At 44.4% G+C, this 23,497-nt stretch carries 24 protein-coding genes and 1 other annotated feature; of the genes, 5 read left to right on the plus strand and 19 right to left on the minus strand.

Going from position 1 to position 23,497, the window contains the following annotated elements; all coding sequences use genetic code 11:
• Nucleotides 1-37 precede the first annotated feature (37 nt).
• Nucleotides 38-751, minus strand: a complete 714-nt coding sequence (locus RDS42_RS02760) for a tRNA threonylcarbamoyladenosine dehydratase (protein WP_308782263.1) — start codon at nt 749-751, stop codon at nt 38-40.
• A 149-nt stretch (nt 752-900) separates the two neighbouring features.
• Here RDS42_RS02760 and RDS42_RS02765 point away from each other — a divergent pair, with 149 nt between their 5' ends.
• The 5 genes from RDS42_RS02765 (at nt 901) to RDS42_RS02785 (ending at nt 3,950) form a co-directional block, all read left to right on the plus strand.
• Nucleotides 901-1,314, plus strand: coding sequence for a stage V sporulation protein AB (locus RDS42_RS02765; RefSeq protein WP_308782264.1), 414 nt, complete (start codon nt 901-903; stop codon nt 1,312-1,314).
• Between the two features lie 66 nt (nt 1,315-1,380).
• Nucleotides 1,381-1,851, plus strand: a complete 471-nt coding sequence (locus RDS42_RS02770) for a SpoVA/SpoVAEb family sporulation membrane protein (protein WP_308782265.1) — start codon at nt 1,381-1,383, stop codon at nt 1,849-1,851.
• A complete protein-coding gene (locus RDS42_RS02775; RefSeq protein WP_308782266.1) occupies nt 1,848-2,918 on the plus strand; it encodes a stage V sporulation protein AD in 1,071 nt (356 codons plus the stop codon). Before RDS42_RS02770 ends, RDS42_RS02775 begins: the two co-directional genes overlap by 4 nt.
• A gap of 15 nt (nt 2,919-2,933) precedes the next feature.
• On the plus strand, nt 2,934-3,290 hold the full coding sequence (spoVAE, locus tag RDS42_RS02780) for a stage V sporulation protein AE (RefSeq protein ID WP_308782267.1): 357 nt from the start codon (nt 2,934-2,936) through the stop codon (nt 3,288-3,290).
• Between the two features lie 24 nt (nt 3,291-3,314).
• Nucleotides 3,315-3,950, plus strand: a complete 636-nt coding sequence (locus RDS42_RS02785) for a stage V sporulation protein AA (RefSeq protein ID WP_308782268.1) — start codon at nt 3,315-3,317, stop codon at nt 3,948-3,950.
• Here the strand turns inward: RDS42_RS02785 and RDS42_RS02790 are convergent.
• The 18 genes from RDS42_RS02790 to RDS42_RS02875 form a co-directional block, all read right to left on the minus strand.
• Nucleotides 3,935-4,657 carry a SigB/SigF/SigG family RNA polymerase sigma factor gene (locus tag RDS42_RS02790; RefSeq protein ID WP_308782269.1) on the minus strand — a complete coding sequence of 241 codons (723 nt, stop codon included), beginning with the start codon at nt 4,655-4,657 and terminating at the stop codon, nt 3,935-3,937. The two genes, RDS42_RS02785 and RDS42_RS02790, sit on opposite strands and share 16 nt — an antisense overlap.
• A gap of 10 nt (nt 4,658-4,667) precedes the next feature.
• Nucleotides 4,668-5,093 (minus strand): anti-sigma F factor, encoded by a 426-nt coding sequence (gene spoIIAB / locus RDS42_RS02795; RefSeq protein WP_308782270.1) that lies wholly within the window; start codon nt 5,091-5,093, stop codon nt 4,668-4,670.
• Nucleotides 5,093-5,422: an anti-sigma factor antagonist gene (locus tag RDS42_RS02800; RefSeq protein ID WP_308782271.1), complete on the minus strand. Its 330-nt coding sequence runs from the start codon at nt 5,420-5,422 to the stop codon at nt 5,093-5,095. The genes spoIIAB and RDS42_RS02800 overlap by 1 nt, the downstream gene beginning before the upstream one ends.
• Nucleotides 5,423-5,562: 140 nt before the next feature.
• On the minus strand, nt 5,563-6,885 hold the full coding sequence (locus RDS42_RS02805) for a hypothetical protein (protein WP_308782272.1): 1,323 nt from the start codon (nt 6,883-6,885) through the stop codon (nt 5,563-5,565).
• Nucleotides 6,886-6,899: 14 nt separating this feature from the next.
• Nucleotides 6,900-7,055: a hypothetical protein gene (locus RDS42_RS02810; RefSeq protein WP_308782273.1), complete on the minus strand. Its 156-nt coding sequence runs from the start codon at nt 7,053-7,055 to the stop codon at nt 6,900-6,902.
• A gap of 11 nt (nt 7,056-7,066) precedes the next feature.
• A complete protein-coding gene (locus tag RDS42_RS02815) occupies nt 7,067-8,362 on the minus strand; it encodes a folylpolyglutamate synthase/dihydrofolate synthase family protein (RefSeq protein ID WP_308782274.1) in 1,296 nt (431 codons plus the stop codon).
• A gap of 132 nt (nt 8,363-8,494) precedes the next feature.
• Nucleotides 8,495-10,516 carry an LTA synthase family protein gene (locus RDS42_RS02820; RefSeq protein WP_308782275.1) on the minus strand — a complete coding sequence of 674 codons (2,022 nt, stop codon included), beginning with the start codon at nt 10,514-10,516 and terminating at the stop codon, nt 8,495-8,497.
• Nucleotides 10,517-10,531: 15 nt separating this feature from the next.
• Complete coding sequence (locus RDS42_RS02825; RefSeq protein ID WP_308782276.1) at nt 10,532-13,186, minus strand: valine--tRNA ligase; 2,655 nt, start codon at nt 13,184-13,186, stop codon at nt 10,532-10,534.
• Between the two features lie 66 nt (nt 13,187-13,252).
• Nucleotides 13,253-13,516, minus strand: a binding site (T-box leader).
• Nucleotides 13,517-13,583: 67 nt separating this feature from the next.
• The gene (locus RDS42_RS02830; protein ID WP_308782277.1) at nt 13,584-17,411 is read right to left on the minus strand and encodes an FtsX-like permease family protein; all 3,828 of its coding nucleotides are present in this window, start codon (nt 17,409-17,411) and stop codon (nt 13,584-13,586) included.
• A 9-nt stretch (nt 17,412-17,420) separates the two neighbouring features.
• The gene (locus tag RDS42_RS02835; protein ID WP_308782278.1) at nt 17,421-18,137 is read right to left on the minus strand and encodes an ABC transporter ATP-binding protein; all 717 of its coding nucleotides are present in this window, start codon (nt 18,135-18,137) and stop codon (nt 17,421-17,423) included.
• 310 nt (nt 18,138-18,447) lie between these two features.
• Nucleotides 18,448-19,053: a DUF1349 domain-containing protein gene (locus RDS42_RS02840; RefSeq protein ID WP_308782279.1), complete on the minus strand. Its 606-nt coding sequence runs from the start codon at nt 19,051-19,053 to the stop codon at nt 18,448-18,450.
• 33 nt (nt 19,054-19,086) lie between these two features.
• Nucleotides 19,087-19,941, minus strand: coding sequence for a YitT family protein (locus RDS42_RS02845; RefSeq protein WP_308782280.1), 855 nt, complete (start codon nt 19,939-19,941; stop codon nt 19,087-19,089).
• Between the two features lie 208 nt (nt 19,942-20,149).
• A complete protein-coding gene (locus tag RDS42_RS02850; protein ID WP_308782281.1) occupies nt 20,150-20,875 on the minus strand; it encodes a nitroreductase family protein in 726 nt (241 codons plus the stop codon).
• A gap of 204 nt (nt 20,876-21,079) precedes the next feature.
• Nucleotides 21,080-21,274, minus strand: a complete 195-nt coding sequence (locus RDS42_RS02855; protein ID WP_308782282.1) for a small, acid-soluble spore protein, alpha/beta type — start codon at nt 21,272-21,274, stop codon at nt 21,080-21,082.
• 91 nt (nt 21,275-21,365) lie between these two features.
• The gene (locus RDS42_RS02860; protein WP_022068565.1) at nt 21,366-21,551 is read right to left on the minus strand and encodes a PspC domain-containing protein; all 186 of its coding nucleotides are present in this window, start codon (nt 21,549-21,551) and stop codon (nt 21,366-21,368) included.
• Nucleotides 21,552-21,570: 19 nt separating this feature from the next.
• Nucleotides 21,571-22,449, minus strand: a complete 879-nt coding sequence (locus tag RDS42_RS02865) for a DUF2807 domain-containing protein (protein WP_308782283.1) — start codon at nt 22,447-22,449, stop codon at nt 21,571-21,573.
• Entirely contained in the window at nt 22,446-23,150 is a 705-nt protein-coding gene (locus RDS42_RS02870) for a DUF1700 domain-containing protein (RefSeq protein ID WP_308782284.1), read from the minus strand. Before RDS42_RS02870 ends, RDS42_RS02865 begins: the two co-directional genes overlap by 4 nt.
• A complete protein-coding gene (locus RDS42_RS02875; protein WP_177275934.1) occupies nt 23,150-23,470 on the minus strand; it encodes a PadR family transcriptional regulator in 321 nt (106 codons plus the stop codon). Before RDS42_RS02875 ends, RDS42_RS02870 begins: the two co-directional genes overlap by 1 nt.
• Nucleotides 23,471-23,497 lie beyond the last annotated feature (27 nt).

The following is a 23,497-nucleotide window of genomic DNA, read 5'->3' on the forward strand; positions in this document are numbered from 1 at the left end:
TTCACAGATTCTTTTCCTCACACTTTCTATTTATTTTTTAATTTTTCTTTTTCTTTTCCATCAGAAGATCTCTGACCGCCTCTCCGGCAATCAGCATTCCTGCCACGCCGGGAACAAAAGATATACTGCCGGTCAGAGTTCCTTTTTCTATTCCGTTTCCCCGTGGGCAGCGTTCCCGGGAATACAGCACTTTCACTTTACGAATTCCTTTTTTACGAAGTTCGGAACGCATTTTTTTCGCTGCAGGGCAAATATTTCCTGTTCTGGAAATATCTGCGATCTCAAACCTGGACGGATCGATCCGCCCCTCTGTTGCCAGACAGGATATTACCGGTGTATGGCTTGCTGCAGCCTGTTCAATGAGAAGAAGCTTTGACTCCATCGTATCAATGGCATCTATGATGTAATCATAAGATTTAAGATCAAACATCCCTGCTGTATCTTTATTATAAAAAGTCTCATAGGTATGCACCAGGATATTTTCGTCAATATCCCGTATCCTGTCCTTGGCTATCTGGACTTTTTTACGGCCAATAGTTGAATTCAGAGCAAACAGCTGTCTGTTTATATTCGTTGCTGACACTACATCATGATCTACCAGTGTAAGACTTCCCACACCGCATCGTGCAAGTGCTTCTACCGCATAAGATCCAACTCCTCCCAGACCAAAAACCGCTATCTGTGCCCTGCCCAGGCGATCTACCCCTGACTGTCCCAATAATAATTCCATTCGGGAATATGAGTCGTACATACGCAAACCTCCTGCGTCATTAATCATCTTTTCTAATTATACTATCCGACGTACGAAAAGTACAGGTTTTCATAGTTTTTTAAGAATTGCCGTATATTTTATGAGGATTTTTATATAATAACCACTAAAACAGCAGAAAGGAGTTTTTTATGTGGGATCAGGTATTTCTTGGAATTCTCGGACTTTGTTCCGGAATTGTAATTGCCAGCGGTGTGGCCGGCCTTCTCATTGCGCTTTCCGTAGTTCCCCGATATGCAGGAATCACCCATACCGCCGAACATATCCTGTTGTACGAAGATATAAGCTTTCTGGGAATCTTTTTCGGAAACCTTTTCTTTCTTTTTCATCTTCCTTTTCCTGCAGGCCGTCCCTTTCTTTTGATCTTCGGTATTTTTTCCGGTTTTTTTCTCGGAGGATGGATACTGGCTCTCGCTGAAATAGCAGATATGTTTCCTGTTTTTGCGCGTAGGATACGCCTGAACAGAGGACTTCCCCTGATTATTCTGTCTATTGCTGCCGGAAAATCCATCGGGGCATTTCTCTATTATTATTTTGGGTGGTAATCCTCCAAAATTATATTCATAAACAATATAAAAGTCAAAAGGAATTTTTCAGAAAGGAAATCAGATATGTCAACTTCTGAACAATTAAAAAAACAAAAACAATATCAACAATATGTAAAAAAGATCACTCCGTCCCACAGTCTTCCGCTGAACATGGCAAAAGCCTTTTTGACCGGAGGCCTGATCTGTACCTTTGGACAGTGGATACTGAATACAGCCTCATCCTTTGGACTTGATAAGGAAACCGCCGGTACCTGGTGTTCCCTGATCCTGATCCTTTTCAGCGTTATCCTTACCGGACTTAATATCTATCCCCGAATCGGAAAGTTCGGCGGAGCCGGTTCTCTGGTACCGATCACTGGATTTGCCAATTCTGTAGCCGCTTCTGCAATTGAATTTCAGACAGAAGGACAAGTATTCGGAATCGGATGTAAGATCTTTACAATCGCAGGGCCGGTGATCCTTTATGGGATTCTCAGTTCCTGGGGACTTGGCATCATCTATTATGCCCTGAAAATAATGGAGGTGATCTCATGAAGCCAGGTATTCCTTACGGAGCAGCAAGTATAGAATTTCTTCAGCCGGTCTATATTGAAAGCGCAGCCTCCATCACCGGTCAAAAAGAAGGCGACGGACCTCTTGGTGAGCTTTTTGACATGATCTCCCAGGATCCCCTTTTCGGAGAAAAAACATGGGAGGCCGCCGAAAGTACTCTCCAGAAAGAAACTGCCTTCCTTGCCATAGGAAAAGCAGGCCTGAGATCTTCCGATATCCGCATGATCTTTGCAGGAGACCTTCTGGCCCAGACCATTGCTTCTTCCTTTGGAATAGCTGAAACAGGAATCCCTTATTACGGTCTGTACGGGGCCTGTTCCACTATGGGCGAAGCTTTATCCCTGGGCGCTATGGCTGCAGCTGCAGGATATGGAGATCATATACTCTGTGCAGCTTCCAGCCATTTTGCCACTGCCGAAAAAGAATTCCGTTTTCCACTGGGATACGGAAACCAGCGTCCGTTATCCGCTACCTGGACTGTAACCGGAAGCGGAGCCTGTGTGCTGGGATGCACCCCTCCGGTATCAAAGTCCCCAAAAAGCACAGATACTATGAGATTCCATAATGGCTGCGCTGTGATCACAGGAATCACTACCGGAAAAATCACAGACTTCGGCTTTAAAGATTCTCTGAACATGGGCGGATGCATGGCTCCTGCTGCCTGCAGTACCATATATCAGAATCTTTATGACTTTGGACGGACTCCCGAAGATTACGATGCCATATTTACCGGTGATCTGGGCATGATAGGCCAGCAGATCCTTCTGGACCTTCTTTCTGAAAAACAGATCGACATCCGTAACATCCATAAGGACTGCGGACTTATGATCTACGATAACAAAACCCAGGACACACATTCCGGCGGAAGCGGATGCGGATGCTCTGCAGCTGTTCTTGCAGCCTGCATTCTGCCTGAAGTTGCACGAGGAACCTGGAAAAGAATTCTTTTTGTGCCGACCGGCGCCATGCTTTCAAAGGTCAGCTATAATGAAGGAGCTTCCATTCCAGGTATTGCCCACGCAGTTGTCATTGAACACAGAGATCTCTGATCAGGAGGTATACTAATGGATTATATAAACGCATTCTGGGTGGGCGGCGCTATCTGCGCCCTGGTCCAGATTCTTCTTGATAAAACAAAACTTCTTCCCGGACGGGTCATGGTTCTTCTTGTATGTTCCGGTGCTGTCCTCAGCGCATTAGGGCTGTATCAGCCTCTTACAGACTACGCCGGCGCCGGTGCTTCTGTTCCTCTTTTGGGATTTGGACAGATTCTGTGGAAAGGAATGAAAAAAGCAATCGATCAGCAAGGACTGCTTGGACTTTTTACCGGAGGCTTTACTGCATGTTCTGCCGGAGTTTCCGCCGCTCTGATCTTTTCATGGATCGCCAGTCTCATATTTCGTCCTCAAATGAAAAAATAACTTCAGCCGAAAGGAGCAGCTTCTATGAGTTCCACGCTCTATTTACAGCTGGACCGTAATATACAGGTCCGGCATCCCCATGTATATCTTCAGGATATCGCCCGCCTGTCCTGTACAGACCCGAAAACACTGAACCGCCTGCGCGTCCTGCCTGTAGTCACACTGAAACCAGATCAGCCAGGCAGATATGTAATGTCTGCCATGGATCTTATTGATCTTATCCAGAAAAAAGAACCGAATCTGGATATCACCCACATAGGAGAACCCGATTTTATCCTTACCTACCAGCAGCCGGATACACCTCATATCCTTTTTCACTGGGTCAAAACTGTCTTTGTTTGTCTCGCTTCCTTTTTCGGAGCAGCCTTTTCTATTATGACCTTTAATGCAGATGCAGATGTGGAAAAACTTTTCCAGCAGATCTATGAGCAGGTAACCGGGCATGTATCCAGTGGATTTACCATTCTTGAAATCACTTATTCTGTAGGTCTTGGACTGGGCGTCCTGTTCTTTTTTAATCATTTCAGCCGGATGCGGATCACCTCAGATCCGTCTCCTATGCAGGTACAAATGCGGACCTACGAAGATAATGTGAATACCACTATTATTGAAGATATCAACCGAAAGCAGCTTACCCCCAAAAATCATTCCCCTTCATAAAAAACTTTCAGCCGCTTCATGATTCTTCTTTCCATCCTTGATACCTGCACCTGAGACACACCCAGACGGCCGGCAATCTCCGTCTGGGTCATATCTTTAAAATATCTCATACAGATCAGTTGTCTTTCTTCTTTTTCCAGTTTTCCCAATATTTCTTCCAGAAAAATCTTATTAAGTATTTTCTCCTGATGATCCTGTTTTTCTTCCAATCTGTCAGCCAGCGTGATTTCCGTGCCCTCTCCCTGATATACCGTCCGGTAAATAGATTCCACAGGAACTCCGGATTCCATAGTCAAAGCCAGTTCTTCCGGCTGCATCTCCAAAGCTGCAGAAAGCTCTCTTATATCAGGTTCGCGTCCTAAAGCTCTTTCCAGTCTCTCTTTTTCCTGGCAGATACGATAATAGTTTTCTTTCATAGTCCTGCTGACCTTCAATATTCCGTCATCTCTTAGAAAACGTCTGATTTCTCCTGCGATCATCGGTACTGCATAAGTAGAAAATTTTACGTCAAATCCTGTATCAAATTTATCTACCGCTTTCAAAAGTCCAATGCTTCCTATCTGAAAAAGATCCTCCATCTCAACGCCGCGGCCCAAAAATCTTTTTGCCACACTATAGATAAGTCCCGTATTTTCTTCAAACAAAGTGTCTCTTGCCTCTTTATCCCCCTGGTGCGCACGCCCGATCAGGGCAAGAGTATGTTCCATCAGCTCTCCTTTACCTTCGAATGGTCTTTTTCATGTGGACAGAAGTTCCGACTCCTACCGCAGAATCCACTGTTACTTCATCCATAAAAGCTTCCATAAAAGTAAATCCCATTCCGGATCGTTCTTTCTCCGGTTTGGATGTGTAAAGAGGTTCCATTGCTTTTTTTATATCAGCAATCCCAACTCCCTGATCTGTAATATCCACAAAAAGTTCCTGACCTTTTCGTCTCAGATCCATTCTAATCTTATGTATCTCTCCTTCATATCCGTGAATAATGCAGTTGGTCACCGCTTCAGATACAGCAGTCTTCAAATCTGCAACTTCTTCCAGTGTCGGATTCAGCTGCGTACAGAAAGAAGCTGCCGTAATCCGTGCCAGCCCTTCATTTACAGGACGGCTGTCAAAAATCAAAGTCATTTCATTTGTATTTTCCATTATATCATCCCCTCTCCTTCTGATTTTTGAATCTCTATATACTTGTGCACTCCCGACAAATGCAGAAGTCTGTCTATATGACTGCTGACCTGAACAGCACGGATGCATCCCTGACGCATTCCAAGAGCCCGGTATCTTCCCATAAGGAGTCCGATACCTGAACTATCCATAAAATCGGTCTTTTCAAAATCAAAGATCATGGTTCTTATATATACATTTTCTATGATTCTGTCTGATTCCCGTCTGATCTCATCCGATATCGGATGGTCAACATCTGCCGGAAGATGAACGGTCAACACAGAACCGTCCTGATGGAACATTGTATTCATTCCTTATTTTCCCCCTTATTCTGGTTTTTATTCCATTTTTCCTCATTTTTCTGTACAGAAAAAGAGGATATGCATCTCTGCACATCCTCTGTCTCCGAGGTTTCTCTTATAAATATGGCGATCACATCTCCATCGCCATATCAGTATTCTTCATAGTATCCCTCATCATAAGAACCTTCATCATAAGAGCCCTCATCATAAGATTCTTCTCCATAAGAGCCTTCATCATAAGATTCTTCTCCATAAGAGCCTTCATCATAAGACCCGGCTTCACCACTGTCTTCGGAAGAAGTTTCCGGCTTATATTCTGTATCACCAATACCCGCAGTCCCTGTTGCATCTCTCACTGTAATGTAAATAGATTTCATAGCGTCCGACAGAACATCTACCTGAACATTTTTTACAGCCATTGCCGCTTCATCCAGATTCTGCTGCTGATAATAAGTATACGCTGTCATAAGAGCCTCATAGCTCTGACTTCTCGCCTGTTCCTCTTCAAGCTTCGCAGAAACCGCCTCAGCTGTATTTCCGGATTCCTGAGCCTCTCCCTGGGCTTTTGTCAGTTCAGCTCCCTGAGTAGCCAGTGACTCGCTGTACTGAACAATCTGAGCATTGGCTTCCTTATAAATTCCCTGCTTGATAGCCGGCACTGCAAGAAGCCAGAAAGCAGCTGCACCTGTAACTATTCCTGACATCAGAAGCAAAAAGATCGGCAGTCTTACTCTTTCCCGATAAACAGGAGGATGCAGTGTCAGTTCGCTTTCTGCAGGATCATATTCCGGTTCTTTATTCCGATTACTGTGAAAAAATCCTTTTTTCTGCCGTTCCAGTCTGGTGGGTACACCGGTCTGTTCCTCTACCTCTCTCAAAAACCGTAAAGTGGTAGTGTTTGTCTTATCGATCCTGGCAGCTTTCTTTAAAGTTCTTCTGGCCTTATTCCATTCCTGGTTTTTAATCTGGATCAAAGCAAGAAGATGATATCCCTTGATCAGCTTCGGATTCTGCGAAAGAATCCTTCGAAGCTGGATGGCAGCCATATCCTCATGGCCTTCTCTGCAGAGAAGCAGCGCATGATTGTATTTTTTGATCGTTACATTGATTGCTTTCAGCTTATTGGAGTTTGCCTGCAGTTTGGCAATATATTCAGAGGCAAGATTTCTGGCCGGCTGGAGGTTTTTGCTGATGACCCATTCACTGAGCGCAGCTACCACCTCACCCGTCTCAAAATAAACAAGCCCCAGAAGATTTCGTGCCTGGATATTTTTCTTATCATAGATCAGACTTTGTTTCAGACAGGCAATCGCCCCTGAAAGATCACGTATGCTTGCTTTCTCCAGTCCCTGATTGTATAAGCTTTTCGAAAGATAGTCTACTTTTTTCTGGATCAGTACATTATATCCGCAGCTTGGACAGTAGTCCAGATCTGCATCTGTCAGAAATGCACCGCAGTTCACACAATTCATCTGCAGAATTCTCCTTATTGTCTTACACGTCTGCTGCTTTTGGCTTCACGCAGCACCTCCTGGAGCACATCAAGAATATCGGTCAGTTCTCTCTCATAAATTGCTCCCTCTGCATCCGTCACATCCAGACATGGTTCAAACTTTTTCAGTTCCTCTTCGTAATCTATCATATGTTTCCTCCTTACTGTTCTCTCTGAAGGATTGCTTTAATCTCGCCTACCAGATAAAGAGAACCTACACAGAACAACATTCCGTCCTCACCTTTTAAATCAAGAGCCTTCTTAAATGCAGTCTCCACATCCTCACAGCTTTCAGCGGACTCACAGCCTTCCTGACGGAATATCTCCGCAAGCTGCTCTGATGGTACTTTTCTGTATCCGCCTACCTGTGTCACCACAACATGGCGGAATTTAATTCTTCCCAGAACCGTATGGATCATATCTGTATAATCCTTATCATCCACAGCAGAAAACAGCAAAGTAAGAGGATGATTCTTCTGAAAATGTTCCGCTGTCTCCACAAATTTCTCCACTCCGTCCTCATTATGCGCGCCATCCACGATCACACCGGGCAGAATCGTCTCCATACGTCCCTGCCAGCGTGTCTCTTTCAGGCCTTTCAGAACAGCCTCCTTCGGGAGCTTCACCGTATCCTTCAGGACCTCTGCTGTTTTCAGCACAAGGGAGGCATTCATCACCTGATATCCTGCAATAAACGGAATAGAGAAAACTGTATTTTCATAATACGCATTATCTACAGAAAAATCAATGCCCGCTTTTGTATTTCTCAGAATCTGTGAATCTGTTTTTTTCACCTCATAAAACGGGCTTCCAAGTTCTTCCGCCTGACGACGGATCACCTGCGCTGCCTCAGGATCATTTCCATCATAGATCACCGGCACTCCCGGTACGATAATACCCGCCTTTTCTGAAGCAATTTCAGCAATCGTGTTTCCCAGGTACTGCATGTGATCAAAACTAATGGATGTGATCACGCAGGCAATAGGATTTTCCACAGCTGTGGTAGCATCCAGCCGTCCTCCCAATCCCGTTTCCAGCATTACATAGTCTACCCCTGCATCTGCAAATATCACCATTCCCATAAGAAACAGCATCTCAAAATACGTAGGATGATAATTTCCCTCTGCTACCAGCTGATCCGCAAGAGTTTTTACCTTTTCAAAAGCTTTCAGAAAAGTATCATCGTCAATATTCTTCTCATTGATCTGAAAGCGCTCATTGATCACTACCAGATGAGGAGAAGTAAAAAGTCCGCAGGAATATCCTGCTTCTCTGAACACAGAAGTCAGAAAAGCACAGGTGCTTCCTTTTCCATTAGTTCCCGCCACATGAATAACCTTAAACTTTTTTTCCGGATGTCCCAGACGTTCCAGGCATTCCTTTGTGTGAGAAAGTTTGTTTTTTGTTGTAAATTTCGGAGTTTCTTCAATATACGCAACTGCTTCACTGTAATTCATAAAAAAATTCACCACTTCATCTAATGTATTCGCAGCGGCCGGAGCCCCGCCCCGTAACAGACCGCTACGATATCATTATATATGAGTGGTGAAATATGTCCAGTACTAATCGTAATCTTTTATTCGTCAGGATCAGTTATCTTCCGTCGGCAGTTTCCATTTGTTCTCATCATACAGCATATAACAGGAACGATCGTAACTCTTGCTCAGTGCTTTTCTGGTCGAGCTGTTGCTTCTCTGAACAACAGAAAGTCTGTCGAAATCTCCCAGTTCTGTACCGGATATCATGAGTGTGGTCGGATTTACATAAACGGTATCATACCATTCTCCATTAAGCTTCACCTGACTGGAAGGTGTAAAGTTCGTTCCCGTGATCCGATAAGTATGATCCCAGGCTGACACAAGAGAAATTCCATCCAATGTCGTATCATAAATGCCCAGCCGCATTTTTGTCCTTTTAAATGGTTTCTCTCCGTCATAGGAATAACGCTCACCGTACAGAAGATCATATTGAAGTGTTTCCAGATCCACCTGGTAATTCTTTGTGTTTCTTCTGGCCTGATGATACCGGAATATTGTTCCCTCGTGAATGCCAACGCGATCCAGAACTTCTGCCGCCATCTGATATGCCGCCAGATTTACATCCTTTTTCTCAAGTCCAAAGTTGTCCCACATCACATACTGTGTCTGGAAGAGATATCGGTTCTTCACATCCTCCACCGTAAGATCCATGGTAGGAAGATGATCTCCGTACATAACCAGGACCACATCTTCCGGATACTCTTCCAGAGCATCTGTCAGTTCCTTTACAAAATCATCCATTTCCCGAATCTGATTTACATAATACTCCCACTGATTGTTCTTTGCCTCTGTGGGAGAACCGGTTACTGTGATCTCCGGTTCTTCCAGTTCCGGTTCTTCCGGATAAGATCCATGCCCCTGAACAGAGATGGTATACACATAGTCCGGCTGGTCTTCTGTAGAATCCAGACATTTAAGGATTTCTTCTGTCAGAACGCGGTCCCTGGTCCATCCCAGCGGATTTTTGTCATCTTCCTCAGGCATATACTCGGCAGAGGTAAAGGTATCAAATCCAAGATTTGGAAAGATAGATCTTCTTCCGTAAAAGTTTGCCTCATTGTTATGTATCGCATGAGTAGAGTATCCCAGGTCCTTCAAAATATACGGAGCGCTTTCGCAGGTGGTCTCTTTCAGGATACTTTTATAAGGATATTCTCCCGGTCCGAAATAATGAAGACTCATTCCGGTAATGGACTCAAACTCCGTGTTTGCCGTACCGGCGCCTACTGACGGCACTTTATAATATCCTGAAGTATATTCTTTCATCAGCTTTCGGAATACAGGAATAGGATCCTCTGACATTTCCAGATAATCTACCATTTTAGGGTCAAAGAAGGATTCCAGCTGCAGAAAGATAATATTCGGATGATCCCCATCCTTTGTTTCCGGCAGATTCTTTTCCGTATTTTCGATACGTTTGATCTCTCCTTCAGAATAATCCCGCGGGCAGGTGATCCCAGTGTCAAAAATAGTAACACCCAGACAATAAGGATATCCATAATCCTCATAGGCAAACGCAATATTTCCAAAATAATTAGAAAGCACTCGTTTTTCCAGCGCCAGCTGTGTTATCCCTGCAAAAACCAGGAATCCGGCCAGTACCAGCGGAATGTTCCATCTGTATTTCAGCTTCCCTTTGAATTTCGGACCTTTTAAGATAAGGCCAAAAAGAGTCAGGGCAAAAAGTCCCAGAACGATAAGCGCCACGATCACTCCCCACTTGGGAAGATATTTCTCCAGAAGAGCCATTCCATCCGTCAGGAGATGAAGATCCGGGCCGGTAAACGGCGTTACACGGGTAGCCAGTATCACGCCGTTTATGATTCCCAGCAGCAGCCAGAACATACACAAAAACACACGGAGAAAACATCTTCTCCTGAACAGATATACGATCAGGGATGTCGTAAAGATCAGTGCTGCATTATAGGCAAATACCAACGGCCTGCCCGTCATAAAGTTCCATGCTTCCGTAAAAGAGTGCCTGCTGATCGCCTCGATCAGAAAGTACCCTACTGCACTGACCAGCGCATGAAGCAGCAGAGAAATCTTGTTGCACACATCATACCATTTCATCTTAACGCTCCTTTATCACTTCTGCATCTGTGAAAGCTGTACGTTTACCTTTTCCATCATTTCTTCGTATTTCTGAAGCTTTTCTTTTTCTGCATCTACCTTGGCTGCAGGAGCTTTATTAACAAAATTCGGGTTATTCAGCATACCCTGACAGCGAGCGATCTCTTTTGTAAGACGCTCCTGTTCTTTTTTCAGACGTTCCATTTCTTTTTCTCTGTCGACCAGATCCTCCAACGGCAGATAAACCACTGCGTCGGAAACCACTACAGAAACTGCATCCTCGCCGATTCCCTCTTTATTTTCCTGTACATGGATCTCCTTGGAAAACGCCAGGTTTACGAAAGATTTTTTGCAGGCTTCATATCTTTCACAGGTATCTGTATCTCTTCCTACAATATACAGACTTGTTTTGCGGTTTACAGGCACATTCATTTCTGTACGTGTATTACGGATACCTCTCACAACTTCTTTGAATCCTTCTACTGCCTTTTCCGCTTCAGGGAAGTTTCTTTCGTCTGTATATACCGGCCATTCGGAAATCATAATAGAATCTTCCTCCGGAAGAAGCGTACAATAAATTTCTTCTGTGATAAACGGCATAAACGGATGAAGCAGCTTCAGTCCTTCTGTAAGAACGGTACGAAGAGTCCACAGAGCCTCTCCTGCCCCTTTCGGATCCTCTTCTGCTTTCCACAGACGCACCTTTGCCATTTCAATATACCAGTCACAAAGCTCATCCCACAGGAAATCATAAACCTTCTGTACAGCAATACCCAGCTCATATTTTTCCATATTTTCCGTTACTTCACGGACAACTGTATTCAGTCTGGACAAAATCCACTGATCTTCCGAACACAGAGACTTCATATCCTCCGGTGCCGCTGCATCATGGCCTTCCAGATTCATCATGATAAATCTGGATGCATTCCAGATTTTGTTTGCAAAGTTACGGCTGGATTCTACTCTCTCCCAGTAGAAACGCATGTCATTTCCCGGTGCATTTCCGGTGATCAGGGTAAGACGAAGGGCATCTGCGCCGTATTTGTCAATGACTTCAAGCGGATCGATACCATTTCCAAGAGATTTACTCATTTTTCTTCCCTGAGAATCTCTTACAAGACCATGGATCAGAACATGATGGAAAGGAGCCTTTCCAGTCTGTTCCAGAGCAGAAAATACCATACGGATAACCCAGAAGAAAATGATATCATATCCGGTTACCAGTACATCCGTCGGATAGAAATACTCCATCTCTTCTGTCTTGTCCGGCCATCCTAAAGTAGAAAACGGCCACAGGGCTGAACTGAACCAGGTATCCAGGGTATCTTCATCCTGATGAAGATGAGTACAGCCGCATTTCGGACATTTCTCCGGCATCTCACGGGCAACAACAACCTCGCCGCATTCATCACAGTAATATGCCGGAATCCGGTGTCCCCACCACAGCTGACGGGAAATACACCAGTCACGGATATTTTCCAGCCAGTGAAGATATGTTTTGCCAAAGCTTGCCGGAACAAACTCCAGATCTCCGTCGTTCAGAGCATCGATTGCAGCTTTTGCCATTTCATCCATACGCACAAACCACTGAGGCTTGATCATAGGCTCTACTGTTGTTCCGCAGCGGTCATGAGTTCCAACGCTGTGAGAATGAGGAACAACTTTGACCAGCAGTCCCTGCTCCTCAAGATCCGCAACCATTGCCTTACGGGCCTCGTAGCGGTCCATTCCTGCATACTTGCCGCCAAGAGAATTAATGGTGGCATCATCATTCATGATGTTGATCTCCGGAAGATTGTGACGCTTGCCTACCTCGAAGTCATTAGGGTCATGTGCCGGTGTGATCTTTACACAGCCGGTTCCGAATTCTTTATCTACATACTCATCTGCCACAACCGGAATCTCACGGTCTGTCAGAGGCAGTTTCAGCATTTTTCCTACCAGGTCTTTATATCTTTCATCTTCAGGATTTACAGCAACGGCAGTATCTCCCAGAAGAGTCTCCGGACGGGTAGTGGCAATTTCCACAAAACGTCCTTCTTCTCCAACGATGGGATAATTGATGTGCCAGAAAAATCCGTCCTGATCTTCATGCTCTACTTCCGCATCGGAAATAGAAGTCTGGCATACAGGACACCAGTTGATGATCCTGGATCCTTTATAGATATAACCTTTTTCATAAAGCTTGATAAACACTTCCTGAACAGCTTTGGAGCAGCCTTCATCCATGGTAAAGCGTTCTCTCTCCCAGTCTGCAGAAGCGCCCAGCTTTTTCAGCTGATTGATGATCTTTCCGCCGTACTCCTCTTTCCATGCCCATGCATGTTTCAGAAATTCTTCGCGGCCGATCTCATGTTTGTCGATGCCTTCCTGTTTCAGTTTGTCAATAACCTTAACCTCTGTAGCGATGGCTGCATGGTCAGTTCCCGGCTGCCAGAGAGCCTCATATCCCTGCATTCTTTTGAAGCGGATCAGGATATCCTGCATAGTTTCATCAAGAGCGTGGCCCATGTGAAGCTGGCCGGTAACATTTGGCGGCGGCATCACAATGGTAAAAGGCTTCTTATCGGGATTTACCTTTGCGTGGAAATAACCATTATCCATCCATTTTTTGTACAGACGTTCCTCCAGTCCCTTCGGATCATACGTCTTTGCAAGTTCTTTGCTCATAATAACCTCCTGAATATTTTTCTAAACGGTGAGGGGAAGAAAAAAGGAAGCCCCTCACACCTAAGTGTGAAGGGCGAATCTTATCGCGGTACCACCTTCATTATGCAGAGAGCTTCAAAATCTGTAACTGTCTTCCACTGCACATCTCATTGTCCTTTAACGCAGGATCTACGTGAAAGCCTGCTGCCGGTTTCTGGATTATTTCTCCGGCCATCAGCCTCCCGGCTCCAAAGCTACCTTCTGCCTTCTCCTTCTGAGAGCTCCTTACAGCCAGCGGAAGCTCCTCTCTGTCAGGGAAAAAAGCATACTCCTCTTTTTCCTCGCCTTTGCTATGTTTCCTACTATAATTACATTTTTTGCGGTTGTCAAGCAGGAACGCAGAAATTTCACAGTTAATTTATTCCACAGATTTCAGAGATTCTACCATATCGATCTTTTTCAGCTTCCTGTGCATAAACAGATTAACAATCAGTGAAAAGATACAGGTGATCACTGCGCAGTAAAGGAAGCTTACCGGGCGTATGTTCCGTCCGAACATAACCGCATCCACCTCTACTGTGACAATAATATACCGATGAAGGATCACTCCGAAGCCGGATCCGAAAATGATCCCGGCAATGGTCAGAAGAATATTTTCCCTCAGTACATACTGAGAAACTTCCTTATCATAAAATCCCAGTACCTTTAAGGTTGCCAGTTCTCTCTGGCGTTCTGTTATATTAATATTATTCAGATTATAAAGAACCACAAAAGCAAGCATTCCTGCGGAAACGATCAGGACTACGATCACAATTCCCAATGTGCTGAGCATACGGTCCACCTGGGCTGCCAGACTGGCAGTATAGCTGATGCTCAACGCTGCCGGCTGGGAAAGTATTTCTTTTCCTACTGCTTCCTCCTGATCCAGATATTCATCCTTAAGAGAAAAGATCACATCCTCATAAACAGGCTTTTCTCCAAAGGTCTGCTCATAAACTGCAGGAGTCATATAAATATAATGCCCCATATAGTTTTCTGTGATCACAGCCACCCTGGCCTGATATTCCTCATGATCTTTTTCCAGAGTAATACTGTCTCCCACCTGCAGTCCCAGAAGTCTGGCTGTTTTTTCACTGATCACAGCTCCCGCATCGGTAAGTTCATATCCTTCTTTTGTGATACGGTTTCTCAGTGTCACATCCTCCCGGAAATTTTCCATATCCTCCGGCACATAAAGATAGCAGCTGATATTGGATTTTTCTCTTGGGGCAGTGATCTTTGTAAACTGGATGTTTGTAAATCGCTGGATTTTTTTATTCTGTTTTAAATATTCCGAGAGTTTTGTCCTTTCCTCCGGGGAAGCATCCTCATCTGTGATAATAGTTCCGTCATAATGCTGAAGCTCTTCATACTGCTTCACCACAATGTCCGATATAGAATCTTTGATCCCGAATCCCACCAGCATCAGAGCCATACTTCCGGAAATGCCGAAAATCGTCATAAATAAACGCTTCTTGTAGCGGAAAAGATTTCTCAGACAGGATTTCCAGGTAAAGTTCAGATGCTTCCACAAAATCGTGATCTTTTCTACAAGAACCCTTTTCCCCTCCTTAGGCGCCGGCGGGCGCATCAGAGAGGCCGGAGTCTCTGCCAGAACCTTATAGCAGGCGAACACCGTAGCGCCTACTGTACAGACTACAGCTGCCACAGACGCTGTAAGGGCAAATTTCAGTTCATAGTGGATCTCCAGGTTATTTCCCACATTGTGGTACATGATCCCGTATGCCTTGATAATGATATAGGGAAGGATCTTTTCACCGATCAGAATTCCTGCCGCACTTCCCCCCACTGTTGCCAGAAATGCATAGTTCAGATACTTGGAGGCAATAGCATACTTACCGTAGCCCAAGGCCTTCAGAGTTCCGATCTGTGTTCTCTGTTCCTCTACCATTCTTGTCATAGTGGTAAGACTGATCAAGGCTGCCACCAGGAAAAAGATCACCGGAAATACTTCTCCGATATTCTTAATACGGTCTGCATTGTCTCCGTAATCAGAATACTCCGGAAGAGCATTTCTGTCTGTAATGATCCACTCCGGCTCTTCTATATCCTGGATTTCTTTCCGGGCATCGGCAATCTTCTTTTCGCCGTCTGCAATCTCCTGCTCTGCCTCCTTTTCGCCGTCCCGGTACTCTTTCCATCCATCTTCAAGTTCTGCCTCTCCATCTGCAAGTTCTTTTTCCGCATCGATCAGCTTCTGCTGATTTTCTTTAATCTCTGCCTCTCCGTCCGCAAGCTCCTGCCTGCCCTGTACAAGCTCCGCCTCTCCGTCTGCAAGTTTCTGTTCATTGGCATTGATCTCTGCCTGCGCGGCATTCAGTCTTTGTCTGTTGGCATCAATCTCTGCCTGACTGCTCTGAAGGACTGCCAGACTCTCCTTCAGCTTTTTTTCACTGGCTGCAAGTTTTTTTTCATTAGCAGAAATTTCCTTTTCTGCCTGCTGAAGTTTCTTCCCCTCCTGTTCCAGTTTTTTCCGTCCTTCTTCAACAGCTGTCCTGCCTGACTGCAGCTGCTCTATGGTTAATGCAAGTTCCGTCTTTTTTGTCTCTGCCTGGGCAATACCCTCCTTTGCGGCAGCAAGACCAGCCTCCAATTCCGGTTTCCTAGCCACAGCCGCACTGCAGGTGTCTAAAGCTGCCTGGGCCTGAGCCACAGCTCCGTTTGCGGCTTCCAGCTCTGCTGCAGCTGCATTCAAAGCTTCCTGTAATGGAATCAGATCTTCCTCTGTGATCTCACCTGCTTCCAGTTTTTTTATGGCTTCATCCAACGCTGACTGAGCCATATCTGCTGCTGACTGTTTCTCCGATGCTGTTCTCTGGGCTGCAGTCAGTGCCTGCTGCAGTGCAGGAAGCTGTGCCTCTGCCTCTGCTGCCTGCTGGATACCAGCTTCTATCTGGGGAATCTGTGCGTTCAGTTCTGTAATCTGTGCCTCAATTGCTGTGATTCCATTCTGAGCCTGAAGGATTCCCTCTTCAATCTGTCTCTGTTGTTCATCAAGAGCAGATCTGCTTTCTTCCAGCTTTTTCTTTCCGTCGGCAAGCTGTTTTTTTGCCTTCTCCAGCTTTTCCTTACCTGCATCATATTCCCGTTTTCCGCTGTTATATTGACTCCATCCTTCTGACAGCCGGGCTTCTCCGGCATGAAACTGCTCCCACCCGGAAGCAAGCTGCCCCCTGGCATCTGCAAGCTGTATCCTTCCATCTGCTATGGTCTGCTGCGCTGTATCCAGCTGTGCCCGTCCGTCCTTCAGCTTTTCTCTGGCATCTGCAAGCTGTTTTTTGCCTTCTTCATATTCTTTTCTTCCGTCGGCAAGCTCCTGTTCTCCATCCTCCAGATCCTTCCTGGCATCTGCAAGCTCCTTTTCTGCCTCCGCTTTTCCGTCGGCAAGTTCCTGTTCCGCATCTGCAAGCTTTTCCTCTGCCTCAGACATAACATCCTCATATCTGGCCAGACAGCGTTCTTTCTGGATTCCTTCTACGTTCTGCTGAAGCCTTTCTACCAAGGTATCATAGGCGTCTGTATAGCTCGTTACCTGATCCACTCCATGTGCCCGAATATAAATCTGGGTATATATTTCCTGGTCAAAATCCTCCGGAAGTACATATGCAAAGCCATTCACCTCACCGGATCCAAGTGTTGTATTTCCTCTGTTAAAAGATATGTAAAGAGGTGTTCTTCCAACCCCCGTAACAGTGTAGGTTCTTTTTTTCAGAAATGGATCCTCGGTATCCTCCCGAAATTCCATCTGGTCGCCAATCTGATATCCCATTCCCTGCGCAAAGGTCACGTCCAGAAAACACTCGCCGCTTTTTTCCGGAAGCCTTCCTTCTGTTACAGTCAGCCCATTTACATCTTTATTTATTGATTCCACATGAAGAACCTTCTGAGCATCCGCCTCTCCGCAAAGAACATCTGTCGCCCAGGCTCCCTCTGCCCATTCTACGCCTTCTACTTTTTTCAGTGCATCAACATCCTTCTCTGTAAGGCCAAGAGTTCCAACCACCTTCAGATCCATCATTTTATTTTCTGTATAATAAGCATCTCCGGACAATCTCATATCCGGTGAACTGGCCTGGATCCCGGAAAAAAATGCTACTCCCAGGGATACAATGCAGAATATGGAAATAAATCTTGCCTTTGTCTTTTTTATTTCCATCCAGAAGTCCTTATGCAGTGCTTTTTTCATAACCCTCACCTACCATTCGATTTTTTCCACAGAAGTAGGATTCTCGTTTTGAACCATGGAAGAAACTTTTCCATTTTTAATTTTGATCACACGGTCTGCCATAGGTGTCAGTGCGGAGTTGTGTGTAATAACGATCACTGTCATTCCTTTTTCCCTGCACATATCCTGCAAAAGCTTCAGTATTGCTTTTCCGGTCTGATAATCCAGCGCGCCTGTAGGTTCATCACAGAGAAGAAGTTTGGGATTCTTTGCAAGCGCTCTTGCGATGGATACACGCTGCTGTTCTCCTCCAGAAAGCTGCGCCGGGAAATTTCCCAGACGATTCTTAAGCCCTACCTCCTCCAGAACCATTCTTGCATCCAGCGGCTCTTTGCAGATCTGAAGAGCAAGCTCCACATTTTCCAGAGCAGTAAGATTCGGAACCAGATTATAAAACTGGAATACAAATCCAATGTCTTCTCTTCTGTAACTGGTAAGCTGTTTATTATTAAACTTTGCAATGTCTGTTCCATCTACCAGCACTTTACCGGAGGTGGCCTTATCCATACCTCCCAGAATATTCAGGACAGTAGTTTTTCCCGCGCCACTGGGTCCTACCACTACTACAAATTCCCCCTTATTGATCTCAAAGCTTATCTCATCCACGGCAACAATACGCACTTCCCCGGAGCCGTAGATCTTGGATACCTTTTCAAGCTTTACATATGCATTATTCTGACTCCTCATATTTTTTCCTGCCTTTGCTTCTATTATATTTATAAATAACGCCCTGCCAGCCCTACCAGACATGTTTTGGTCTTAACATTTATAAATGTCTGATGCATAAAAATGCAGCACTCCCTGTAATATTGATCTGTTTTATGAAAAAGAGGTACCTGCAGACTCACATATCATGAAACTGCCGTACCTTCCTCCTCGTACTTTTCAGTATATCAGTTTTAAAAAATTTCTTCAATCTGTGCAGAAAAAAAAGATATGAAAATTGTATAAACTGCTGCCGGTCACCATTTACCGCAGTAATATACTGCTCTTTCAGCTATTCCACATCAGGCTGTTGTCCGTCATGAGCTTTCCACATACACTCTGTAATTTCCATATCAGTAAATACAGCGGTAAAACTGGAATCCTCCGGACTGCAGGCATAAATTCCAAAACGTATCTTTCCCGCACCTTCCCACATATGACAGACTCTCATCTGAGAAAAGTTTTCTCCATCCGAAGAGCATTCGATACAATAATCGTCCTCTCTGCGGCTGAAACGATACCACATTTGTTTCACATCAGCTGAAATCGCTGTGGTCGCCCAGTCTGAATAACCATGATTTGTCACTACAGATCCCAGATGCTGAAATTCTTCGTTCTCAAATTCCACTGATCCTTTCAGCCAGTTGTCTGAATCCAGATACATAACAATCCCGCACTGGTCAAACCTGTGTCCGCTTTCGCTGAAATCAGTTTTTACTGTAAAAGAAAAAAATTTTTCTTCTGTTTCCATCTGGAACACCGGAGCATTATCATTTCTGAAATGATAGTATGTACGCTGCCACAGATCTGTATGCGGTTCCGTTGTGATCTCAACGCGGTCAGATTCTGCTAAATATTTCTGTGGTTCTCTTACCCATTGAAACTCTTTCATATTCATAACAATACCTTCCTTTCATCTCAAAATATTTTCTTACACTTTTGGCTGATATCTCATATCCGACACAGTATATACGGTAATAAAAGCTTCCGGATCCTGATGATTCATATAATCCATCAGCTTCTGGTATTCGCTTTTATCTACAATGGTAATGATCTCGTTGCGTTTCTGCATATTATAGGCGCCGATGGATTCATAAATAGTGGCTCCGCTGTGCAGATGATGAAGAATAAATTCTCTCAGTTCTTTTTCATGCTTTGTAATAATACAGACTCTTCTTTTAATGTTCTGTCCAAAAATAAAATGATCCAGCACAAGACCGTTAAAATAAGTTCCCAGAACACTTAAGACGACTGCTTTTTTATCATACACCAGAACCGCTGAAAGGGCGATGCACATTCCGGACAGAGACATGGCTTTTCCCAGTTCCATATGCAGATATTTATTCATGATCTTTGCAACAATATCCAAGCCTCCTGATGATGCATTTCTGTTAAAAAGAATACTGGATCCGGCACTGACTACCAGAATATAACAGATCACATCCAGCTCCGGACTGTCCGTAAGAGAATGAAAATTCGGAAATATCTTTTCATATATTCCCAGAAACACCGGAAGCATAATACTGGTATAAACAGTTTTTGCTCCGAATTCTTTACCGCAGGTCAGGAATCCTATGATAAGGAGCACCACATTTAAGATCATAGTGATCACCGATAATGGAAGGGGGACAAAATGAGACAGTATAATCCCCAGACCGGAAATACTGCTGATAGATGTCCCACTTGGCACCAGGAAAAAATAGACTGCAGCAGAAATGATCACCATGGCCGCAGTCAGGATCACAATTTCTTTGCCCAGCTCAGTTGTGTTGTTTTTTTGCTTCATAATTAAATCTCTCTTTCTGTCAGGCAATTCCGCCTGAAAAACTATTCACAATCTTTCTTCTTTAATTCCAGCATCAGGTCTCCCATCCCTGCATTGCAGTATTTCCGGTATAAGGCTACTGCTATATCACATCTGTGAGCATAACGCCGATAGATTCCCATGCTGCCAACAGAACAATTTCCGATATGCTCTCCATTGATCTCAGCAATCAGAGAAACTGCTTCAGATACTCCTCCACTGACCGAGTCATCTCCCTGGAAAAATCCGAATCATATTTTCGGTTACAGAAAGCCTCTGTCCACTCCTCGAAAGATTTTTGTCCGCATCTGTCTGCGAACATCTGCCGAAGTTCTTCTCCGTCCATGCTGCGATAAGTATTTTCATGAACAATATGCTTCTGGTCAAAGCATAATGGCTTCGTTCTTTTTTTCTGCTGTTCTGTAGGCCACCCAAACACCAGCATCACCGCCGGAAATACATATTCCGGAAGCTGAAGAAGCCTGCGCTGCTCTTCACAGTTTTCCATAATATCACCTATATAACAGGAACCGATACCAAAGCTTTCTGCTGCCACAACTGCATTCTGTGCAGCAATAGCCGTGTCTGTCACAGCCAGCATCAGGTCTCCCATCCCAGGTTTCCGTGGACTGCATCCAGCTTCCAGGTAGGTATCATACCATTTTTTACAGTCTGCACAGAACACCAGAACCATGGGAGCTTTTGCAATAAAAGGCTGATGATCACATGTTTCAGAAAGCGCTTCCTTTAATTTCTCATCTGTAATATCCAGAATGGTATAAAGCTGCTGACATCCTGCGCTCGGCGCCTGGGCTGCCGCCTCCAGAATGACCTCTTTCATTTCTTCCGGAATGGGTTTCTCTTCATAAACTCTCATAGATTTTCTGTTGTATAAACTTTTAATGATCTCGTTCATAATTTCTCCTTTTATCTCTGCCTCTGTTCCCCCGATACATCCTGATTTTCATGTAATAATCAACAAAGTAATTTGTTCGTTTCCGCCTGATTTTTCAGTTAATTCAAGAATATCATAGGAAGATTTGTTTTACAACTGTACATTTTTAAGAAAAAGAAAAATCCCGCCATCCTTTTCAGACAGCGGGATTTTCCCTGAATAATATTATTTATTTCTATTGGTTTTTCTGCGGGTCATCAGCCCTCCGATCCGGCCGGTTTCTTTGGCCGAAAGGCTTCTCCAGCCATTCTCCAGCACCTGATCCAGAAGCCCCAGTTCTTCGGCTATCTCATATTTCAGACTTTCATCTTCGGAAAGCTCTCCATTCAGATAATTTTCTACTTCTTTCTCTTTATTCACTGTACTCACACTCCTTAATATTACTGTTCTCAGTAACCCATATTTCTGTTCATCAGAAGTATTGACAGTTTTATAAAGATTATACAGGTATTTATCCTCTTGGAATAATGATCGCTGCAATGATATAGGCCCAGATTCCTGCACCTCCGAAGCAGGTAAGGATCACCCAGGCAAGACGCACCAGAGTAGGATCAATATCAAAATATTCTGCAATTCCTCCACATACACCGCAAAGCATACAGTTTACTGATGATTTATAAAGGCGTTTGTTGCTCATATCCATTACTTCCTTTCTCTTATTCCTCAAAGTCCACTTCCAGAGTTCCCATTCCGCATTCTAACTGCATCTTACGGGAGGCTCCGTTATTGTCTACTTTTTTTGTTGAGCCAAGGCCCGTAAATTCATCCTCCCCAAGGAGAACACTTCCCACTCCGCAGGAGATACGGTAATTATAATCTTCCTTCCTGCCTGCAACATCAAGAGACATCATCCCTACGCCGCATTCTGCCTCTATATAATCTGCATCCAGGTCTGTTAATTCCACAGTTCCCACTCCAACCTCAATATCTGTCTGTCCGGCTGTTACAATACCGTAATTTTCCAGAGTTCCTGCTCCTACGGAAACACTGAATTCCCCGGCTTTCAGGTCATCCTCCAGAGCTGCCGTTCCTTTGTCAATATCAATGCTTACCTCTGTAAATTCTGTTCCTGCAGGATAAGTAATCGTAACTGTTCTTTCCTCCGGTCTGTAATCATCTTTGTTTTCAATCTGAAGCTCTGAGCCTTCTGTACTTACCCTTACACGATCCGCTGCATCACCATCAACGGTAACTGTAATTTTCCGGTCTTCACTTTCACGAAGAATCAGCTCATCATAGTTTAATTCAATATCCATAGAAGAAATGCTGTCAAATTCATACGTCCCGCTGTCTCCTGACGGAACTGCCTGCTTTTCGTCCCAGTCATCGTCATCCCAGTCGTCATCCCAGTCATCGTCCTCATCCCAGTGATCTACCATCCGGACCATCCTGTTTACTGCTTTCTGCATATTACTTCCTTCATACTTCATCTCTTCTACAGACGCTCCCATAGCAGCTCCTGCAACGGTAAATCCACATCCCAGAACACCAAAAACTGCCGCTGTCCCTAAAACGATCTTTGAAAATTTTTTCATACAGTCTTACCATCCTTTCTTTCTTTGCTTAAAAGTCTGTGACACCAATCTGTAAACCATCTGAGAAATCTTGGAAACAAGCTGCCCACGATCCAGACCACAAATACAAGACCTGCAAGCCCTATCGCCATAAAAATGCATCCAATCCCAACAGTCAGGATACCTGCAGCCGCGGTACTGAAGCAAAGACCGATCCCTGTAAAAATCATAGTAATTCCACCGATCAGCATCCCCAGCACTCCGACTCCTGCACCAAAGACTAACAAAAACGGAAGAAAAATAACCGTTACTAAAACTCCAATGACACCCCCTGTTGCTCCTGCAAGAAATGGAGAAAGGAAAATCAGAAGGATCAATATCAGTGTAAGCTTGCCCCGTCCACGTTTTTCTTTCGGCTGATAGCCTCTTTCTTTTCTGTCAGTACCGCGCTCCCCGGGCATCTGCCCCGGCTCTTCCATCCTCTCATCATAATACCCGTTTTCTGTATAGGTTCCTGAAGAGGCACTGTTTTCTCTTAAATCTGCTTTGATGATGGCAGCCACCTTACCCGGGCTTCCAAGCTTCTGTATTACTGAAGCTTCCTCTTCTTCTCCCGCTTCATCAAAATAACTTTCATAATAATCAAGAGCTTCTCTTCTCTCATCTTCTGAAATATCGGAAAGAAGAAGTTCCAGTTGTTTCATAAACTCTTTTCTGTCCATTATCCAATTCCCCCTTCAAACAGTCTGGAAATTTTTGAAGAATAGTTTTTCCATTCCACTTTGTACAAATTCAGCTGTGCAGATCCTTTTTCTGTTAATTTATAATATCTGCGATTCCGGCCCTCGTATGCCATATCATATGTCTCCAGACATTCATCCTTCTGGAGCCTTCTGAGCACCGGATACAGCGTAGATTCTGAAATATCCAGAACACTGCGGACATCCTGGGTGATCTTGTAACCATAGGTTCCATCCTGTTCCTTGGATACGATAGCAAGAACTATTGCATCCAGAAGGGCTGCACCTGTGTTAAATACCATAGAGTCACATCCTTTTTATTCTTTGTG

The sequence above is a fragment of the uncultured Blautia sp. genome (genome assembly GCF_902497045.1).
In the GTDB taxonomy this organism is placed as follows: domain Bacteria; phylum Bacillota; class Clostridia; order Lachnospirales; family Lachnospiraceae; genus Blautia_A.

What these genes read in the sequence shown, in the direction of transcription:
- RDS42_RS02875 (WP_177275934.1), bottom strand. Translation starts at nt 23,470, where the DNA reads ATGGTATTTAACACAGGTGCAGCCCTTCTGGATGCAATAGTTCTTGCT.
- RDS42_RS02820 (WP_308782275.1), bottom strand. Translation starts at nt 10,516, where the DNA reads ATGAAATGGTATGATGTGTGCAACAAGATTTCTCTGCTGCTTCATGCG.
- RDS42_RS02870 (WP_308782284.1), bottom strand. Translation starts at nt 23,150, where the DNA reads ATGGACAGAAAAGAGTTTATGAAACAACTGGAACTTCTTCTTTCCGAT.
- RDS42_RS02860 (WP_022068565.1), bottom strand. Translation starts at nt 21,551, where the DNA reads ATGAGCAACAAACGCCTTTATAAATCATCAGTAAACTGTATGCTTTGC.
- RDS42_RS02840 (WP_308782279.1), bottom strand. Translation starts at nt 19,053, where the DNA reads ATGAATATGAAAGAGTTTCAATGGGTAAGAGAACCACAGAAATATTTA.
- RDS42_RS02850 (WP_308782281.1), bottom strand. Translation starts at nt 20,875, where the DNA reads ATGAACGAGATCATTAAAAGTTTATACAACAGAAAATCTATGAGAGTT.
- RDS42_RS02810 (WP_308782273.1), bottom strand. Translation starts at nt 7,055, where the DNA reads ATGATAGATTACGAAGAGGAACTGAAAAAGTTTGAACCATGTCTGGAT.
- RDS42_RS02835 (WP_308782278.1), bottom strand. Translation starts at nt 18,137, where the DNA reads ATGAGGAGTCAGAATAATGCATATGTAAAGCTTGAAAAGGTATCCAAG.
- RDS42_RS02815 (WP_308782274.1), bottom strand. Translation starts at nt 8,362, where the DNA reads ATGAATTACAGTGAAGCAGTTGCGTATATTGAAGAAACTCCGAAATTT.
- RDS42_RS02770 (WP_308782265.1), top strand. Translation starts at nt 1,381, where the DNA reads ATGTCAACTTCTGAACAATTAAAAAAACAAAAACAATATCAACAATAT.
- RDS42_RS02775 (WP_308782266.1), top strand. Translation starts at nt 1,848, where the DNA reads ATGAAGCCAGGTATTCCTTACGGAGCAGCAAGTATAGAATTTCTTCAG.
- spoIIAB (WP_308782270.1), bottom strand. Translation starts at nt 5,093, where the DNA reads ATGGAAAATACAAATGAAATGACTTTGATTTTTGACAGCCGTCCTGTA.
- RDS42_RS02865 (WP_308782283.1), bottom strand. Translation starts at nt 22,449, where the DNA reads ATGAAAAAATTTTCAAAGATCGTTTTAGGGACAGCGGCAGTTTTTGGT.
- RDS42_RS02805 (WP_308782272.1), bottom strand. Translation starts at nt 6,885, where the DNA reads ATGAATTGTGTGAACTGCGGTGCATTTCTGACAGATGCAGATCTGGAC.
- RDS42_RS02830 (WP_308782277.1), bottom strand. Translation starts at nt 17,411, where the DNA reads ATGAAAAAAGCACTGCATAAGGACTTCTGGATGGAAATAAAAAAGACA.
- RDS42_RS02765 (WP_308782264.1), top strand. Translation starts at nt 901, where the DNA reads ATGTGGGATCAGGTATTTCTTGGAATTCTCGGACTTTGTTCCGGAATT.
- spoVAE (WP_308782267.1), top strand. Translation starts at nt 2,934, where the DNA reads ATGGATTATATAAACGCATTCTGGGTGGGCGGCGCTATCTGCGCCCTG.
- RDS42_RS02760 (WP_308782263.1), bottom strand. Translation starts at nt 751, where the DNA reads ATGTACGACTCATATTCCCGAATGGAATTATTATTGGGACAGTCAGGG.
- RDS42_RS02825 (WP_308782276.1), bottom strand. Translation starts at nt 13,186, where the DNA reads ATGAGCAAAGAACTTGCAAAGACGTATGATCCGAAGGGACTGGAGGAA.
- RDS42_RS02790 (WP_308782269.1), bottom strand. Translation starts at nt 4,657, where the DNA reads ATGGAACATACTCTTGCCCTGATCGGGCGTGCGCACCAGGGGGATAAA.
- RDS42_RS02785 (WP_308782268.1), top strand. Translation starts at nt 3,315, where the DNA reads ATGAGTTCCACGCTCTATTTACAGCTGGACCGTAATATACAGGTCCGG.
- RDS42_RS02845 (WP_308782280.1), bottom strand. Translation starts at nt 19,941, where the DNA reads ATGAAGCAAAAAAACAACACAACTGAGCTGGGCAAAGAAATTGTGATC.
- RDS42_RS02800 (WP_308782271.1), bottom strand. Translation starts at nt 5,422, where the DNA reads ATGAATACAATGTTCCATCAGGACGGTTCTGTGTTGACCGTTCATCTT.